18 protein-coding genes are annotated in these 17,385 nt (G+C 65.2%); 7 read left to right on the plus strand and 11 right to left on the minus strand.

Annotated features, from left to right (window positions below; translation table 11 throughout):
- Positions 1–29: 29 nt before the first annotated feature.
- Positions 30–569 (minus strand): carboxymuconolactone decarboxylase family protein, encoded by a 540-nt coding sequence (locus tag ACIBG0_RS02195; protein WP_397028436.1) that lies wholly within the window; start codon positions 567–569, stop codon positions 30–32.
- Between the two features lie 50 nt (positions 570–619).
- Entirely contained in the window at positions 620–1,207 is a 588-nt protein-coding gene (locus ACIBG0_RS02200; protein WP_062989062.1) for a peroxiredoxin, read from the minus strand.
- Positions 1,208–1,320: 113 nt separating this feature from the next.
- Between ACIBG0_RS02200 and ACIBG0_RS02205 the strand changes: the two genes are divergently transcribed.
- Positions 1,321–2,232, plus strand: coding sequence for a hydrogen peroxide-inducible genes activator (locus ACIBG0_RS02205; protein WP_397028438.1), 912 nt, complete (start codon positions 1,321–1,323; stop codon positions 2,230–2,232).
- 10 nt (positions 2,233–2,242) lie between these two features.
- Here ACIBG0_RS02205 and ACIBG0_RS02210 read toward each other — a convergent pair whose 3' ends face one another.
- Positions 2,243–2,677: a MarR family winged helix-turn-helix transcriptional regulator gene (locus ACIBG0_RS02210; protein WP_397028440.1), complete on the minus strand. Its 435-nt coding sequence runs from the start codon at positions 2,675–2,677 to the stop codon at positions 2,243–2,245.
- Between the two features lie 84 nt (positions 2,678–2,761).
- Between ACIBG0_RS02210 and ACIBG0_RS02215 the strand changes: the two genes are divergently transcribed.
- The gene (locus tag ACIBG0_RS02215; RefSeq protein WP_397028442.1) at positions 2,762–3,616 is read left to right on the plus strand and encodes an NAD(P)H-binding protein; all 855 of its coding nucleotides are present in this window, start codon (positions 2,762–2,764) and stop codon (positions 3,614–3,616) included.
- Here the strand turns inward: ACIBG0_RS02215 and ACIBG0_RS02220 are convergent.
- The gene (locus ACIBG0_RS02220) at positions 3,613–4,536 is read right to left on the minus strand and encodes a hypothetical protein (RefSeq protein ID WP_397028444.1); all 924 of its coding nucleotides are present in this window, start codon (positions 4,534–4,536) and stop codon (positions 3,613–3,615) included. The genes ACIBG0_RS02215 and ACIBG0_RS02220 overlap by 4 nt on opposite strands.
- Positions 4,537–4,703: 167 nt before the next feature.
- Here ACIBG0_RS02220 and ACIBG0_RS02225 point away from each other — a divergent pair, with 167 nt between their 5' ends.
- The 3 genes from ACIBG0_RS02225 (at position 4,704) to ACIBG0_RS02235 (ending at position 6,623) form a co-directional block, all read left to right on the plus strand.
- Positions 4,704–5,165 carry a gamma-glutamylcyclotransferase family protein gene (locus tag ACIBG0_RS02225; RefSeq protein WP_397028446.1) on the plus strand — a complete coding sequence of 154 codons (462 nt, stop codon included), beginning with the start codon at positions 4,704–4,706 and terminating at the stop codon, positions 5,163–5,165.
- 42 nt (positions 5,166–5,207) lie between these two features.
- Positions 5,208–5,798, plus strand: coding sequence for a TetR family transcriptional regulator C-terminal domain-containing protein (locus tag ACIBG0_RS02230; protein WP_397028448.1), 591 nt, complete (start codon positions 5,208–5,210; stop codon positions 5,796–5,798).
- A gap of 90 nt (positions 5,799–5,888) precedes the next feature.
- Positions 5,889–6,623: an SDR family NAD(P)-dependent oxidoreductase gene (locus ACIBG0_RS02235; protein WP_397028450.1), complete on the plus strand. Its 735-nt coding sequence runs from the start codon at positions 5,889–5,891 to the stop codon at positions 6,621–6,623.
- A 129-nt stretch (positions 6,624–6,752) separates the two neighbouring features.
- On the opposite strand, the gene speD is transcribed toward ACIBG0_RS02235, so the two are convergent.
- The 4 genes from speD to ACIBG0_RS02255 all read right to left on the minus strand — a co-directional run bounded on the left by speD (position 6,753) and on the right by ACIBG0_RS02255 (position 12,689).
- Positions 6,753–7,961, minus strand: coding sequence for an adenosylmethionine decarboxylase (gene speD, locus ACIBG0_RS02240; RefSeq protein WP_397028452.1), 1,209 nt, complete (start codon positions 7,959–7,961; stop codon positions 6,753–6,755).
- 8 nt (positions 7,962–7,969) lie between these two features.
- Positions 7,970–9,070, minus strand: coding sequence for a type III PLP-dependent enzyme (locus tag ACIBG0_RS02245; RefSeq protein WP_397030158.1), 1,101 nt, complete (start codon positions 9,068–9,070; stop codon positions 7,970–7,972).
- Between the two features lie 126 nt (positions 9,071–9,196).
- On the minus strand, positions 9,197–11,695 hold the full coding sequence (locus tag ACIBG0_RS02250; RefSeq protein ID WP_397028454.1) for a DEAD/DEAH box helicase: 2,499 nt from the start codon (positions 11,693–11,695) through the stop codon (positions 9,197–9,199).
- 49 nt (positions 11,696–11,744) lie between these two features.
- Positions 11,745–12,689 (minus strand): proteasome assembly chaperone family protein, encoded by a 945-nt coding sequence (locus tag ACIBG0_RS02255; protein ID WP_397028456.1) that lies wholly within the window; start codon positions 12,687–12,689, stop codon positions 11,745–11,747.
- A gap of 235 nt (positions 12,690–12,924) precedes the next feature.
- On the opposite strand from ACIBG0_RS02255, the gene ACIBG0_RS02260 reads away from it, so the two are divergent.
- A complete protein-coding gene (locus tag ACIBG0_RS02260; protein ID WP_397028458.1) occupies positions 12,925–13,647 on the plus strand; it encodes a sensor domain-containing protein in 723 nt (240 codons plus the stop codon).
- Positions 13,648–13,979: 332 nt separating this feature from the next.
- Here ACIBG0_RS02260 and ACIBG0_RS02265 read toward each other — a convergent pair whose 3' ends face one another.
- Positions 13,980–14,225, minus strand: a complete 246-nt coding sequence (locus tag ACIBG0_RS02265) for a hypothetical protein (protein ID WP_397028459.1) — start codon at positions 14,223–14,225, stop codon at positions 13,980–13,982.
- 63 nt (positions 14,226–14,288) lie between these two features.
- On the opposite strand from ACIBG0_RS02265, the gene ACIBG0_RS02270 reads away from it, so the two are divergent.
- The gene (locus ACIBG0_RS02270) at positions 14,289–15,542 is read left to right on the plus strand and encodes a DUF4192 domain-containing protein (protein ID WP_397028461.1); all 1,254 of its coding nucleotides are present in this window, start codon (positions 14,289–14,291) and stop codon (positions 15,540–15,542) included.
- Between the two features lie 88 nt (positions 15,543–15,630).
- On the opposite strand, the gene galE is transcribed toward ACIBG0_RS02270, so the two are convergent.
- Together galE and ACIBG0_RS02280 are read right to left on the minus strand one after the other, a co-directional pair.
- On the minus strand, positions 15,631–16,611 hold the full coding sequence (gene galE / locus ACIBG0_RS02275; RefSeq protein WP_397028462.1) for a UDP-glucose 4-epimerase GalE: 981 nt from the start codon (positions 16,609–16,611) through the stop codon (positions 15,631–15,633).
- Positions 16,612–16,614: 3 nt separating this feature from the next.
- On the minus strand, positions 16,615–17,301 hold the full coding sequence (locus ACIBG0_RS02280; protein WP_397028463.1) for an iron dependent repressor, metal binding and dimerization domain protein: 687 nt from the start codon (positions 17,299–17,301) through the stop codon (positions 16,615–16,617).
- Positions 17,302–17,385 lie beyond the last annotated feature (84 nt).

Raw genomic sequence — 17,385 nt, forward strand, 5'->3', positions numbered from 1 at the left:
GGCGGGGCCGTTATCGTTACGGCGAAATGTCAGACCGCGGCGGTGGCCAGCGCCTCCGTGGATTGCACTGCCTGGCCGACACCGGCGACGATCGCGGCCGCACGCAGCGATTCGAAGATCACCTCACGCGACACGCCCGCCTCACGCAGCGTCTTCTCGTGTGCCTCCAGGCAGTGCGCGCAGCCGTTGATCGAGGAGACCGCGAACGACCACAGCTCGAAATCGACCTTGTCGACACCCGGGTTGCCGATGATATTCATCCGCAGACCCGCCCGCAGATCGTCGTAGCGTCCCTCCAGAAACGCTTTGCCCCGATAGAACACATTATTCATGCCCATGATCGAGGCGGCGCCGAGTGCGGCGTTGTATGCCTGCGCCGATAGATTGTCCGCGGCTTCCTCGGCGATTTCGCGCAGCGTCGTCGCGGACCGGGTCGCGGCCGCCGACGCGAGCAGCGTGCCCCACAGCTGCTGTTCGTTCAGCACGGTGGTGCGTGCGATGGACGACAGATTGAGCTTGAGGTCCTTTGCGTACTCGGGAAGGGAGTTCTTCAGGGTCTCAATGCTCATTCGGCGAATCCTCTTCTCGTTCGGGGGTTTTCAGATAGCGCGGAGAGTGCTCAGACACTCGCGGCGAGCAGTTCGCCCGCGTTGATGGTCGGGTCGCCCTTCTTCCAGTTGCAGGCGCACAGCTCGTCGGACTGCAGCGCGTCCAGCACGCGCAGCACCTCGTCGACATTGCGGCCGACTGAACCCGCGGTCACCGAGACGAACTGGATCTCGTTGTTCGGGTCGATGATGAAGGTGGCGCGGTCGGCGACGCCGTCGGCATTGAGAACGCCGGTGGCGGTGGCCAATTCACGCTTGAGGTCGCTCAGCATCGGGAACGGCAGGGTCTTGAGATCCTCGTGCTGGGCGCGCCACTGGAAGTGCACGAACTCGTTGTCGACCGAGGCGCCGAGCACCTGCGCGTCGCGATCCTCGAACTCCTCGTTGAGCTTGCCGAAGGCGGCGATCTCGGTCGGGCACACGAAGGTGAAGTCCTTGGGCCAGAAGAAGACGATGCGCCACTTACCGGCGTGGTCGTCGGAGGTGATGCGGGTGAAGTAGTCGTCAGGCTGCTGAGCGTCGACCTTCGACAGGTCACCGCCGATTACCGCGGTGAGATTGTATGCCGGGAACTGGTCGCCGATGGTCAGCAAAGCCATGCTTGTCTCCTCGTCAGTCGGTTTGCTAGAGCGAGTGGATCGAAAAGCTCATAACGATCTTGCCCAAAGGTCAGTGAAAGGTAAACGTGATCAGTCGCACTACACTGATAGGAGTGACTGATCAGACTTATCAGCCGACCCTGTCGCAGCTGCGTGCGTTCGTGGCCGTCGCGGAGTACCGCCACTTCGGCACCGCGGCCGCACGGCTCAATGTGAGCCAGCCCACGTTATCGCAGGCTCTTGCCGCATTGGAACACGGGCTGGGCCTGCAACTGATCGAGCGCAGCACCCGACGGGTGCTCGTCACCGCGGCGGGTATGCGGCTGCTGCCGCAGGCGACGGCGACCCTGGAGGCGGCCGATCGATTCGTCGCCTCGGCGACCGGTGACAGCCTGGGGGGCACCCTACGGATCGGCATCATTCCGACGGTTGCCCCGTATGTGCTGCCGGATCTGCTGCCGGAATTGCGCACGACATTGCCCGCCTTGAATCCTCAAGTGATCGAGGACCAGACCGCCCGGCTGCTGGAGGGATTGCGCACCGGCGTCCTGGATGTCGCGCTGCTCGCACTGCCGACCGAAGCGCCCGGGCTGGTCGAGATCCCGCTGTACACCGAAGCATTCGTGCTGGTAACACCGCGCGGTCACGAGCTGGCCGGTCGCACCGATATCGCACCCGACACCTTGGACGCGCTGCCGCTGCTGCTGCTCGACGAGGGTCACTGCCTGCGTGATCAGACCCTGGAATTCTGCCGATCCGCCGACGCTCATCCGGGTGCGGTCGGCGATACCCGCGCCGCATCGCTGGCGACCGTGGTCCAGTGCGTCGCGGGAGGTCTCGGGGTGACATTGATTCCGGAGATGGCGGTGGCGGCCGAAACCGCGCGCGGCACACTGGAAACCGCGCACTTCGCCGCACCAGCGCCGGGGCGAACGCTCGGTCTGGTGTTTCGCGCTTCGACGGCGCGCGCGGACGATTACGAACGGCTGGCGCAGATCATTCGGTCCCAGCGCCCCGGAAACTGAGTGCGCGCGATCAGGGTGCGGCGTCGCCGAGGAGGTCGGTCGCGGTGCGGTGGATCTTGTGCAGGGCGCTTATGAGGTGACGGCGCTCGGTGGGGGTGAGATCGGCGGTCACCTTGTCCTCCAATGCTTGTCGTTGTGTCTCGATCGGCCGTTGCAGGGCGCGGCCCTTGTCGGTGAGCCAGAGGCGGACCAGCCGGTTGTCGTGGTCGTCGCGTCGGCGCTCCAGCAGCTGCGCGGCGGTCATCCGGGTGGCCATTTTGACGACGGTCGGTGTGGTGACATGCAGTGCGGCGGCGACCTCGCCCGGCGTCCGGCCGTCCTGCTCCCACAGCAGTGCCAGGACGTGATTCTGGCCCAAATGCAGTCCATGCGTGCGCATTTCGCGGTCCGCGAGTGCGCGCAGCACCTTCGAACTGCGGCCGTGTAGGTCGAGGAACTCGGGCACCTGTCGGATCTCCTTCGCGTTGACGAATTGATCGTTAGCCGTCTAACGTTCTTTTCGCTAGACGGCTAACGATATGGAGATCTGATGATAGTGGTGACCGGTGGCACCGGAAATATCGGTCGTGAACTCGTCGGCGAACTTGCTGCCAGAGGTACGGAATTCCGCGTTCTCGTGCGCGATCCGTCTCGTGTCGCGGATCCGGGTAGGGCAGAGTTGCTCGTCGGCGATTTCGACGATCCGAGGACCCTCGCGCCCGCATTCGACGGTGCCGACGCGCTGTTCCTCTTGGTGCCCGGCATCGGCCTGGAGCACACCATCGATGCCGTGAACGTCGCGCGAGCGGCTGGAGTGCGCCATATCGTGCAGTTGTCGTCGTTCAACGCGATGGGTGATTCGGTGCCGGCCATGGGGCGTTGGCATCGTGAGCGCGAGCGGATCGTCGCCCGATCCGGCATACCGGCGACCGTGCTGCGGCCCGGTGGTTTCATGACGAATGCGCTGGCGTGGGCGCAGACGATCCGCTCCGGCGGTGCGGTCCTCGACCCCACTGGTCCCGGCCGCTACGCACCGATCGACCCCGCCGATATCGCCGCGGTGGCGGCCGAGGTGCTCACCGGCGACGGTCACCACGGTGTGACCTATACCCTCACCGGTTCGCAAACTTGCACTGTCGCAGAACAAGTCGCGACCATTGCCCGCACGATCGGTCGCGCCATCGAGGTACACGAGGCGGCCACGCCGCAGGAGGCGTTGGAATCGCGCTATCCGGGTGGTGCGCCACCGGCGTTGGCGGCGGCGATCATCGAGGGGTTCGAGTTGATGCGCGCAGATACTGTCGGGTTTCGTACCGACACTGTGCGAGAGTTGCTCGGCCGAAGTCCGCGAACCTTCGCCGAGTGGTGTGCGCGCAACGTCGACGCGTTCGTATGCGGACGCTAATTGCAGGTTTCGAATTCGGTGCGGAGTCGGCGCTGCAGGGCGATGGCATCGGTAGTGAGGTAGTGCTCGGGGTGGGCGTCGGCGGCGGTGGCTTGGTCGGAGCACCCGGCCACGTCGACACTTCCGGTGAATTGTTTATCGGGCGAATAGCCGCCCCAGTTCCACCGCAGGTCTATCGGATGCCCAGGCGTTGGTCGGGTTGCCGCGATGACGGCGGTGAGGTCCTGGTAGGCGGTTTCCGGGCTGTGCACTTCGACAGAGAGATTCGCGAGATACCCGTCAGCGATGCGGACATAGGCGACGGAAACGGGTAGCGCGGTCAGCAGGGTCTGCATGTCTTGTTCCTGCTGGATGCCGAATGGGAGGTCGACGGTCCAGACCGGCTGCCGGTCGGCGGGCCGGATGGTGACCTGTGTCGGATCGGTGCCGAGCACCGTGCGTACCACTGCAAGAGAATCCCTTGTGGGCGGTGCCTTTTCGATTTCGATACCGAAGCTGGTCCAGGTGATGGCTGCTCGGGGCAGGCTGCTACCGAGTTGGCGTAGCTCGCGGGTGCGCGCGGTGATGAGGTTGGGGTCCAATTCGGCGCCCAGCTTCAGTTCCAGTCGGTCGCCGACGACGAAGTCGGTCGATTGCTGGTAGGAATCGAAGTCGCGCTGCTTGATCGCGTTGATCCGGTCGACGACTTCGGTGATCTGCGCTTCGGCGGCCGCGCGCATCGATAGGTCCAGGTCGAGATAGGTGCCACGGGTGAAGTCGTTGGAGTAGCCGACCGAAATGCTTTGCACGCCCGGCTTCGCGCCGACCTCGGTGCGCAGCCGATCCGCCTGCTGGCGGCGGTCGGGTGTGGTGGTGCATCCGGTCAGCGCGACCGAAACGATGGCGACGGCAATCCCCGTCGCGAGCATGCGCGGGAGCATGGGTGCCTTCCTGTAGCGGCCACGGGCGGTCGCGGCCCGGCGGGCGTGTCGGCTCCTGTGGCACGGTACGCGTATGGACGCCGATTTCACGGTAGCCCGGCCTCGGTGTCGGGCGGATTCTGTGTGCGTTCGGCGTAATCTCCGCTGGTAGGCAAGTGGAAAGGGGCATGGTGGACGAGTTGGGTACCGATGTATCGCCCGAGACGCAACAGCGCCTCGGGCGCTCGCTCGCTCACGATGATCGGCTGTTCGTGTACGGGACATTGCAGTTTCCCGAGGTGCTGGTCGAACTGATCGGGCGGTGTCCGGATTCGGTGGCGGCGGAGTTGACCGGGTGGCGCGCGGCGGCACTGCCGGGGCGTGTATATCCGGGCTTGGTGCCCGCCGCTGGTGCGGTTGCGCGGGGTGTGGTGCTCTCGGGGCTGGACGCGAGGGAGTGGGCGGTGCTGGATGCGTTCGAGGATGACGAGTACGAGTTGCGGCAGGTTCGGCCGGGTCCGGTGTCGTCGATGTGGACATATGTGTGGACTTCCGCTGTCGCGCAGAATGATTGGTGTGCCCAGCACTTCGTGGCCGAACATCTGGACACATTCGTGGCCCGGTGCGCCGAGTGGCGGAGGCTGATCTGAATTGATTTGCCATTCCAAGACGACCGGTCATATATTAACTTCATGGCGCGACCGCGACGCAGTGATGACACTCGCCAGCTGCTTGTGGAGCAGGGTGCTGCCGGGTTCCTGACCAACGGCTACCACGGGACCGGCATCAAGCAGATCCTGGATGCGGTCGGCGTGCCAAAGGGTTCGTTCTACAACTACTTCGATAGCAAAGAGAGCTTCGGGCAGGCCATCATCGACCACCATTCGCTGTGTGTGCAGCGGAATTTGGCCGAGGCGCTCGGGAGTTCACCGGATCCGGTGGCCGGGTTGCATGCGTTCTTCGAGCGGCTCATGGACGATTTCGTACGGGCGGAGTTCAGTGGTGGATGCCTGATCGCGAACCTCGGCGGCGAGCTCGAGGGCAGCGATGTACTGCGGGGATCCTTGGCGGGGGCCTGGAATTCCTGGCGGGACGGAGTGGCGGCGGCGCTGCGACGAGCGCAGGAGCTCGGGAGGATTCGCGAAGATATCGACGCCACCGAATTGGCTGATCTGCTGTTGGCGTCGTGGGAGGGGGCGGTGATCAGGATGAAGATCGAGCGCTCGCTCGAACCGCTGCACAAGTGTTTGCGCCGACTGCTGGATGACTACTTTCGGCCCTGACATGTAGATATTGGACGCGATGCGCGGCGGTGCGCCCATTTCAAGACGACCGGTCGTATCGGTATATGCCGCGAGGAAGAGAGAAAGATCATGGTCAAGACGGTCATCGTTACCGGATCCTCCAGTGGGATCGGGCGCGATATCGCTCGGGCCTTCGTAGAGCGTGGTGACAATGTCGTGCTCAACGGACGGGATGCGGACAAGCTCGTGGCGGTGGCGGATTCGTTGAGCGCGCCGTCACAATTGGCGGTTTTCGCTGGTGATATCGGTGTGCCCACCACGGGTTCGGAGCTGGCTCGCCTTGCGGTGCGGCGGTTCGGTCGAGTGGATGTGTTGGTGAACAATGCCGGGATCTTCGGCGCGAAGCCGTTCGTCGATGTCACCGCAGCGGATCTGGACAGTTACCTGAACGCAAATCTGAAGGGGACTTTCTTCACCACACAGGCAGTCGTACGCCAGCTACGGGCGCAGAAAAGCGGTGGCAGCATTGTGAATATCGGAACGGTGCTGATCAACCACGCGCTCGCGGGGCTGTCCGCCTCGGCGGCGCTGGTCAGCAAGGGCGGCGTCCACGCGTTGACGACGAGCCTGGCAGCGGAACTCGCCGCCGACGGAATCCGAGTCAATGCCGTCGCGCCCGGCATCATCCGCACACCGCTGTTCGGTGATGGCGACGAAAGTGCCTCGGGCCGACTGGCTTTGCTCAACCGAATCGGCGAGGTGAGCGAAACCACCGCGGCGGTGCTGTATCTCGCGGACGCCGCCTTCACCACCGGCCACATCCTCCCCGTCGACGGTGGGTTCATCTCGGGAAGGGCCGCGTAATGCCTCGCGGTCGCAACCGTTAAGCATATTGAGCAGGCCCCGGCAGCGCGCCGGAGAGCGGGGCGGGGAGTGTTCCGTCGAATCGCACCGGCTCCACGGGAAGTCCTTGGGGAGCCGGTGCGATTCGATTTAAGGCTGAACTCGCAGCGCGTGCGGTTCGATCGCGCCGCGCACCAGCGCCCGCGCATCGATCGTCTGCGCGCGGTAGGGCAACGTGCCCAGCCGCTCGATCATCGTCTGCACCGGGTCATCGATTCGCTCGTTCAATCCGAACAGGAATGTCCACTCGTGCTCATCGCTGCCGTACTGCACCACGGTGTCGAACTGCTCGTGGAAGCGCTTCCACGACCGCTTCAGCGTCTCGTTGCGCCACATCGTCGCGCATCCGGCCTGTGCGCTGAGAACGCCGCCGGATGCGAGCAGTGCCCGACATCGCGACAGGAACTCCGACTCGTAGAGCCGGTTGTGCTGCGCGTCCTCGACCCGCTCATCGGGCAGATCGATGACGATCACGTCATAGCGGGTGCCCGCCTCGGTCGCGTTGGCCAGGAAGTCCCAACCGTCGGCGTAGTGCACCTTGACCGGTCCCTCACCCTGCACCGCAGCGGCCAGCTCATCGCTGGTGTAGCCGTAGGGTAGGTGCTCGGCGCACAATTCGACCTCGCGCTGGTCGATATCGACATGATCGACCAGCGTCGCGCCCGCGGCGACCGACATCTGACTGGCCACACCCTCACCCGAACCGATGATCAGCACCTTCTCCAGCTTCGCGGCCAGCGCGAAGGCGGGAACCATCATCGCCTCGTGATAGGTCAGCTGGGAGAACTCCGTGGACTGGCGATCATCGTCGGAGAACAGGCTGATGCCCTGTTCGGTGCGTGCGATCACCATGTGCTGGAACGGAGTGTGGGTGTCGACAATGACATCGTGCAGATCCCAGATGCGGGTCAGGCCATTGCCCACCGGCTCCTCGATCCGCGTCGAGCCGTGCCCGCGCTGGATGACCTGCATGCGAACAGTCTTGGGAGACAACTTATCCCGCAGCAGTTCGACGGCCTTCGACGCGCCGGCGCCGATACTTCCGCAGGTGAATACGTCGACAAAGATGTCGCCGGACTCCGGATAGGTGTGAATCGAGGCGTGGGACTCCGACAACAGCGCGAGGACGGTCACCCCCTGCGGATCGAACTTTTTGTGTACGACATCGCAGATGGTGACGCCCGCCGCGATCAGAGACTCACGCAACGCCGATTCGAGTCGTTCGAGATCGTCGCAGAGATCTGCGTCGACACCACCGAACTCGGCCAGCACATGCCAGCCGGTGAATTCCGCCGTCATAGGCAAACTCACTCTCGCTCAGCGCCCGAGACATGAACGGTCAAGGGCGGAAAACCATTGAAGGACACCGACGAATAGCTCGCGGTATAGGCGCCGGTATCGAGGATCTTGATGCGATCACCGGCTCGCAACGAGGTCGGAAGAAGGACCTTCGTGCGTTGATACAGTACATCGTCGCCATCACAGGTCGGTCCGGCCACCACCGCCTCGTCCACGGGGTCTCCGTCACGTTCGGTGACGAAGCGGTATGCGATGTACTCGTTCTCGGTCTCGGCCATCCCGTTGTAGCGGCCGATGTCGAGATACACCCAGCGCCGTCCATCCGGCGCGATGCGCACGCCGATGACCTCGGCGTGAATGGTGCCCGCCGAACCTACGAGCGCACGGCCGGGCTCGATGACGAGTCCGGCGGTCTCGGGCAGGAATGCTGCGGTGGCGGCCGCGATGACCGCGCCGATATCGTCGAGTGCGGGTGCTGCCTGGGCGTACGAAATGGGCAGGCCGCCACCGATATTCACCGAGCGCACCGGAATATCCTTGTCCGCCAACGCTGCCACGATGCGCCCTGCCTGTTCGATACCGATGCGCCAGGCCGTCGGGTCGGTCTGCTGGGAACCGACATGGAAGTACGGACCGCCGACGATCAACCCGAGATCGCGTGCGCGCACCAGCAGGCGCAGCGCCTCGGTGGGGGAGCAGCCGAATTTGGTGCCGAAGGGTGTCGTGGACTGCGGCGCAGAGGACAGGAACCGGCACTCGACCTCCGAGTCCGGCGCGTGCTCGACGATGCGCAGCAGATCGTCCTCGGTGTCGAAGGCGTAGCGGCGCACGCCCACGGCGTAGGCGGCGGCGATATGGGCGGCTTTCTTGATCGGGTTCCCGTAGCACATGCGGGCCGGGTCGACACCCTCACGTAGACACAGCTCGATCTCACCGACGCTGGCGACGTCGAACTCCGCGCCGTGACGGTCGAGCAGACCGATGAGTTCCGGGACCGGACTCGCCTTGACCGCGAAGCGAATTCGGGCTTCCGGTACCGCGGCCTGGAGTGCGCGGTAGTTCTCGCGCACCCGCTCTGGGTGGATGGCCAGATAGGGCGATTCGGGCAGGTTTGAGCCGGTCAATCTAGGGGAACTCTCCGTCATTTGGGGGTCGGCCGTCGTTCGGGCACCGCGCGAGAGAGTATCAGCGCGATGCCCCCGGTAACCAACTCGTTGACGACACCTTGATCATGATCACCCCGCGACTACCGTGACCTCGTCGAATACGACCTCGCCCGCGGCATCGGACTCGGCCAGATCGACCACCGCCGCCAGTGCCCAGCCGTGGTCCCCGGCGGGATCGTCGAGTACCTGGCGCACCTGCCAGAAACCGGGGCGTTGTTCCACCTGGAATAGTTGTGGACCGCGAGCGTCCGGGCCGGTGCCAATGCTCTCGTACTCCTCGAAGTAGGGGGTCAGTGCGGCCGCCCAGTCCGGACCAGTGCCCAGGTCGGCGAGTGCCTCCCAGCGGCGCAGCGCGGCGAGTTCGACGCGGCGGAACATGGCATTGCGGACCATCACCTTGAACGCGCGTTCGTTGGCCGAGATCGGCCGCACCGATTCCGCGCCGAAGGCGAGCTGATCGGCATCGGTCTCCGCGCCCGGATTGGTGAGCTGCTCCCATTCGTCGAGCAGACTCGAATCCACTTGGCGCACAAGCTCGCCCAGCCATTCGGTCATATCGTCGAGATCCTCGGTGCGCGCCGATTCCGGGACGGTGCGCCGTAGCGCGCGATAGGCGTCGGCGAGATAGCGCAGCACCACGCCCTCGGAGCGGGCCAGTTCGTAGTGCGAGATCAGCTCGGCGAAGGTCATCGAGCGTTCGATCATGTCGCGGACGACCGATTTGGGGGAAGGGGCGAATTCCGACATCCATGGGTGCCCCGCCCGGTAGGTCTCGAAGGCGGGTTCGATCAGCTCGGCCAGGGGTTTGGGCCAGGTGACCTCTTCGAGCAGCTCCATGCGTTCGTCGTATTCGATGCCGTCGGCCTTCATCTCGTTGATCGCCTGGCCGCGGGCCTTGTGCTGCTGGGCCATGAGCAGCTGACGCGGATCCTCGAGTGTCGATTCGATGAGGGAGATGACCTCGAGGGTATAGCCGGGGCTGTCCTTGTCGAGCAGCTCTAGTGCGGCGAGAGCGAAGGGGGACAGGGGTTGGTCGAGGGCGAAATCGCGCTGCAGGTCGACGGTGAGCCTGGCGCGGCGGCCGTGGGCGTCGGGCTCGGGAAGCTGTTGCACCACACCGGCGTCGCGCAGCGCGCGGTACAGGCGGATGGCGCGCAGGATGTGGCGGCGTTGTGCGGGGCGGGGCTCGTGATTGTCCTCGAGCAAATGGCGCATGGCGTCGAAGCAATTGCCCGGGCGGGCGATCACGTTGAGCAGCATGGAGTTCGTCACGTTGAAGCGCGACACCATGGGTTCGGGGCTGGCGGCGACGAGCCGGTCGAAGGTCTCCTCGCTCCAGGAGACGAAGCCCTCCGGCGGTTTGCGACGCACCACCTTGCGCTGCTTCTTGGGATCGTCGCCCGCCTTGGCCAGCAGTCGGGTGTTCTCCACCTCGTGGTCGGGCGCCTGCACGACTACGGTGCCCATAGTGTCGTAGCCGGCCCGGCCCGCGCGGCCCGCGATCTGATGGAATTCGCGGGCCTTGAGCCTGCGGGTGCGCACACCGTCGAATTTGGTGAGGCCGGTAAGCAGTACCGTGCGGATCGGCACGTTGATGCCGACGCCGAGGGTATCGGTGCCGCACACCACCTTCAGTAGTCCGTCTTGGGCAAGGCGTTCCACCAGTCGGCGGTACTTGGGCAGCATGCCCGCGTGATGTACGCCGATACCGTGGCGGATCAGCCGGGACAGGGTCTTGCCGAAGCCCGAAGAGAAGCGGAAATCGCCCAGTGCCGTTGCGATGGAGTCCTTTTCGGCGCGCGTGGCGAAGTTCACGCTGGTCAGCGCCTGGGCGCGTTCCAGTGCGGCGGCCTGGGTGAAATGCACGACATACACCGGTGACTGGTTGGTCGTGACAAGATCTTCCAGGGTTTCGGTGATCGGGGTGCGCGCGTAGGAGAAGCTGAGCGGGACAGGACGTTCGGTACCAGCGACAATGGCGGTCGAATTGCCGGTCCTGCGCTCCAGATCGGCGGCGAAGAAATCGACCTCGCCGAGCGTGGCCGACATCAGCAGGAATTGCGCGCGCGGAAGTTCCAGCAGCGGTACCTGCCAGGCCCAGCCGCGGTCCGGATCGGCGTAGAAGTGGAATTCGTCCATCACGACCTGGCCGACATCGGCGGCCGCGCCCTCGCGCAGCGCCATATTCGCCAAGATCTCGGCGGTGGCGCAGATGATCGGCGCCTCCGGATTCACCGCCGCGTCACCGGTCACCATGCCGACTCGGTCCGCGCCGAAAACGTCGCACAGGGCGAAGAATTTCTCACTGACCAGGGCTTTGATGGGTGCGGTGTAGTAGGTGCGCAGGCCCCGGGCCAGCGCGAACAGATGTGCGCCGACCGCGACAAGGGATTTACCGGAACCGGTGGGAGTGGCCAGGATGACATTGGATCCGGACGCCAATTCCAGCAGCGCCTCGTCCTGCGCCGGATACAGCGGGGTGCCCTGCTCGGCCGCCCACGCACCGAAAGATTCGTAGAGCGCGTCGGCGTCGGTTCCCGGTATCTCGAGCAGTTCGGTCAGATCCACTCCGACCACCCTACGGGCAGCCGTCTACGGCCCAGTCAGGGTGATCGGGTCAGTTGGACTGTTCGCCCTCGTCACCGTCGTAGCCGCCCTGCTCGGCCAGGAAGCGCTCGAATTCGGCGCCCAATTCGTCGCCGCTTGGTAGTTCACCGTCGCCGACCAGCAAGCTCGACTGACGTTCCTGGGAGGTGACGAAGCTGTCGTACTGGCGTTCGAGCGCGTGCACCACCGTCTCGACCTCGGAATTGCCCGCGATGTGCTCGTTGACCTGTTCGCGCACGCGCGCGGCGGCCTCACCGAGCGCGGCCAGCGGGAATTCCAGGCCCGCGTTGTCGGCGACGTGTTCGAGCAGGGTCTGCGCGGCCTCCGGGTATGCGGTCTGTGCGAGGTAGTGCGGCACGTGCACCGAGAAACCGACGGATTCGTGGCCGTGCTGGGCCATCCGGTACTCCAGCAGCGAGGAAGCGCTGCCGGGCACCTGTAGTTCGCCGGGCCAGCGCTGATGGTCGGCGATGAGGTCGCGGTCGGAGGAGTGCGCGGTGACGCCGAGCGGGCGGGTATGCGGGATCGCCATCGGGATGGCGCTCAGACCGATGCTGCGCCGCACACCGAGCTGTTCAGCGAGCAGACGCACCGCGGTGGTGAATTTCTCCCAGCGCAGATCCGGTTCGAGGCCGGAAAGCAGCAGGAACGGGGTACCCGAAGTGTCACGAAGCGCCCAGAGATTCAGCTCGGGTTCGGCGTAATCCGAGAAATGGTCGGTCTTGAACGTCATCAGCGGACGACGCGAGCGGTAGTCCAGCAACTCGTCGACATCGAACGAGGCGACCAGCTCACTCTCGAGACTTTCGCGCAGGTGCGTCGTGGCCAGCCGCACCGCATGCCCGGCATCGGTGAAGCCCTCCAGTCCGTGTACCAGGACCGGACCCAAGCCATCGTCGTTCGACAGCTGCGGAGCTGGGAACTCCAACTCGTACATTCGCGACTCGTGGTCCATCGCGTCTCCTTCCTGCGCGGTTCACCGATGCGAGCTTCCAGGTTCACAGGCCTGTTGGGCAATTCGCGGCGGTCAACCACTGTCCATTGTCCCCCATGGCCCCGATACACGTTGCCACGGGCGACACCGACCCATAAGACAGGGCAACATCGGTGGTACCCCATGCATTCCCGCCTCACTCCGAGAATCGGCGTGGCATCGCGGGCGGGCACGGGGAGTTTGGCACAGTGGAGCGGTGACTGTGCCGAATTCGACGCGCAGCGGACCACGCGGATTCGGGGTCTCGGGTTGGGTGCCCATCGCCGCGGGTGCGGTGCTGCTCGCCGGCTGCGCGTCGTCGGTGACCGGACATCCGGTCGGCTCCCGGCCGAGTACGGTGACCGGGCATGTGGCGGCAGAGCTTTCGACGCTGCTGCCCGATCCGGGGAAGTTTCCGGCCGAATACGAGGCCGTGGTGTTGTCGTCGGAGGCGGCCGCGCAGGCGGCGGGGGATCTGACCGGGGTCGGGCGCGGTGCGACGGTGCAACCCGAGGGATGTATCCCACCCGCTCAGCAATTCGGTCAGAATCAGACGGCCATGGCGGTGGGTACCGACAACCGGACGCGCGCCACGCTGACCGTGGAATTGACCAGGACCGGACAGCCATTATCGGCGTTGCGCGAACAGTTGAAGCAGTGCCAGCAGGTGCACGTGAGCCGGGCGGGGACGACAACGATAGTGACCACCGAATTGCAGCGGCCGCCGCCGATCGATGCCGACGACACGCTCGCGCTGCGTCGCATGGTGGCGCCACAGGTGAGCGCCGCGGGGTTGACTCAGTCGATGCAGACGCTGACCGGGCAGGTCATCGATGTGCGAGTCACGGTGACGTACATGACATTCGGCGATGCGAGGCCGGATACAGCGGCGTTGGACGAGCTGTTCACGACGGCGGTGCGGAAGGTCGAGAAGGGATGAATGCGGGGAAGTTCCAGCGAGTGGCCGCTGGAGCTCGCGGCGGACAGTAGCAGGTGGCACCGACATGACCCCCGCCGTTCTGGTCTCTGGTTCCGGATTCGTCCACAATCCAAGTGTTTTCCACAGGGCAATTCGATCCCGTGATATCCCCAGGTCAGCGTCTCGGGCTCCGAGGTGGGTGCGCGCACTCTCGATGCATGACGACTTCCACGAACGCCGCTCCCGCCTTCGGCGACCCAGGTGATGGCGCATATCAGCGCGCCGGTTTTTGCCCGAGCCCCGCCGTTCACCTCCGCAATTCGGCCCACCCGTCGCGTTTCGGCGACTCGGGCCTACGCGATGTCGAGCATCCTCGCGACGGTCTGGCCACGGGCGGCGAGGTGCGAATCGGCCAACCACCGGAGATGTCTGATGCCATATGGCCCCGTAGCGATGCTGGTGCGGATCATGGCATGGATACCGGCAAGCCGGGGGACTATCGAGCCGCCGGTCATCCCGGTACTGGCACGGGCGTAGCCGACCCTGGGGTACAGGTTGACGAGCCAGATGACATCGCGGATTCGACTGACGTTACCCATGCGGCGCGTTTTGCTGAACCAGCGGGCGATAGCCTTGGGGCGCAGGCATATCCCGTATGGCCAGTGGACGAGGTCTCGGCCCGAATCGATTCGATGTCCTTCTTCGACCCGGATGCCGACGACGGATCGCCGGAATGCACACGTGGTTTCGGAAAAGAGATGCGCCCGGGAATCTGTGCGGAACCGCCGCCGGAATTCGGGGATCGAGTTTCGGGAGATTCGCTGCATGTCGATGATCCCGGTGAATTGATTGTGGCGGTGCCCGCCATGGTCGGATTCGTGCCGGAGCGGTCGCTGGTGGTGGCGGTGCTACACGGTGCGACCGACGCGGAGCAGAGTCCGATCATCGATGCGGTGGTGCGGTTCGATTTGGATCAGGAGGGTGGTAGTCGACGCGGCCTCGCAGCGGCGTATGCCGAGTGTGTTTCGCATATCTGTGCCGCGGAGGGGGCGACGGAAGTCCTCGCCGTGATCGTCGATGACCGGGCGCGCGAACCGCGACGCACGCGCCGAAACGGGACGGGGAGTACGGGGCCGTGGGGCGCGCTCATCGCGGCGTTCGCTCGGCGATTGGCGCGGGCCGAGGTATACCTCGAGGGCGCCTGGGCGGTGCGCGCCATCGAGGCGGAGCAGCGATGGTGGAGTCTGCTGGATGCGAACCACCGTGGGACGCTGCCGGATCCGGCGACGTCGATGGTGACGGTGGCACATGTGCTCGAAGGACGGCCGATCCGGGGAACCCGCTCGGAACTCACCGATCTGGTCGCACCGGATGATGAGCTGGCCCAACAGGTCGCGGTCCATCTCGACAGCGCCCGCGCACTCGCGCACGAGCGATATGCGGCCGCCGTCCGGCGCGGTGATCCCGACGGATATCACCGCCGGGCGCTGGAACATATGCTGTGGCAGATCGCCAACATCGACTCCGGTGTGGCCCTCGCCGCCCGCGAATACGCGGAACTGGCCGCGGCATTGCGTGATCGGACAGTGCGCGACTCACTGTTCGGACTGGCGGTCGGAGCTCACGCCGCCCCAGCCGAAACCCTGTGGGTGGCATTGACACGTGTGCTGACGGGCAGCGACCGTGCCGACGCCGCAACACTTCTCGGCTACAGCGCATACATCCGCGGTGACGGACCGCTCGCAGGCATCGCGTTGCAAGCGGCTCTAGACGCCGACCCTGCTCACTCCATGGCGAGTCTGCTGGAGATCTCCCTGCGCACCGGGATGCGCCCGGATACGCTGCGCCGCCTTGCCTACTGCGGGCTCGGGATCGCCGCGGACCTCGGGATCGAACTGGGGCCGGTTGTTCGGTGAACCCAGGCTCGGGCGGTCAGCGGTGAGTCACATGGTGGTTGAGGCAAGTACAGCACTACCATGTGACCGCGCTCGATAGTGAGCCGACTTACTTCGCGCTGTGTGCCAGCGGACCGAGATCCCGCAGGAATTCCCAGGTATCGGCGACGATTTCGTCGAGATCGTTGTGCTTGGGCTGCCAGCCGAGGTCGGTGATGGCGCGATCACTGGACGCGATCAGCGTGGCCGGGTCGCCGGCGCGGCGCGGTGCGTCCTCGGCGACGATGGGCAGGCCGGTGACGCGCTCGCAGGCCGAAATCACCTCGCGGACCGAGAAACCGGTGCCGCTACCGAGATTGAAGATGCGATGGGTACCGGACTCCGCCGAGCCGAGGGCCAGCAGGTGGGCATCGGCGAGATCGCGGATGTGGATGTAATCGCGGACCGCGGTGCCGTCGGGCGTGGGCCAGTCGGTGCCGAAGACCGAGATCGCCTTGCGATGACCGAGGGCGACCTGAAGCACGAGGGGGATCAGATGGGTTTCCACCACCCGGTTTTCGCCGAGGCCGCCGTAGGCGCCCGCGACGTTGAAATAGCGCAGGCTGGTCGCGGCCAAACCGTGCGCGATCGCATAGGAAGTGATGGCGTGGTCGATGGCCAGCTTGGAGGCACCGTAGGGGTTGGTCGGCCGGGTCGGCGCGTCCTCGGTGATAGGCACCTGTTCGGGTTCGCCGTATACGGCAGCGGTCGAGGAGAAGACCAGTCTCGGCGTTTCGGTGCGACGCATCGCCTCCAGCAGTTCGAGTGTCTTCACAACGTTGCCGTGCCAGTACTTCTCCGGCTGCAGCACCGACTCACCGACCAGCGACTGCGCGGCGAAATGCAGAACGCCGTCGAAGGATTCGGCCTCGAGCAGTTCGGGCGCGGCGACTGCGACGTCACCCTCGACGAACCGAGCCTCGGTGGGCACACCTTCGGCATTGCCGGTCGACAGATCATCGACCACCACCACCTCGTGCCCCGATTCGAGCAGAACCTGCGCGCAGACGCCACCGACATAGCCCGCGCCGCCCGTGACCAGAAGTTTCACGCCTCAGACCAACTTCACCTGGACGGCGTGGGCCATTTCGTCCGAGAGCTCGAAAGCAGTGTGACCGGGCACAGTGATGACCACCGAACCTGGCTTGGTCTCCACCGTCACACGGGCGTCGGGCACCACGCCCGCCTCCCGCAACTGGCCGATGACCTCGGGATCGGTCTGGATGTGCTCGGCGAGGCGACGCACCACGACCGCGTGCACCTGTCCGTGCGGCAGATCCGACAGCCGCACCAAGGTCTCGTCGGCGCCGCTCGACGGGATGATGCCCAGTTCGTCCAGCCCCGGAATCGGGTTGCCGTAGGGGGAAGTGGTCGGGTGGTTGAGCACCTCGACCAGCCGCCGCTCGACATCCTCACTCATGACGTGTTCCCAGCGGCACGCCTCGGCGTGCACGTTCTGCCAGTCGAGCCCGATGATGTCCACGAGCAGCCGCTCTGCGAGGCGATGCTTGCGCATGACCGCGACCGCCATGCTGCGGCCCTTCTCGGTCAGTTCGAGATGGCGATCACCGGCGACAAGCAGCAGACCGTCGCGTTCCATCCGGGCGACGGTCTGGCTGACCGTCGGGCCGCTCTGCTCGAGGCGCTCGGCGATGCGCGCACGCAGGGGCACCACGCCCTCTTCCTCGAGGTCGTAGATGGTACGGAGATACATCTCCGTGGTGTCGACCAGATCCTTCACCTGTTACCCCTTCGTCGGCACGAATTCTACCCACGCACGTCGGCACCCCCGCGTGCCGCGTGGTCTCGCGCTACACCCGTGACT

Source organism: Nocardia sp. NPDC050630 (assembly GCF_044457245.1).
In the GTDB taxonomy this organism is placed as follows: Bacteria; Actinomycetota; Actinomycetes; order Mycobacteriales; family Mycobacteriaceae; genus Nocardia.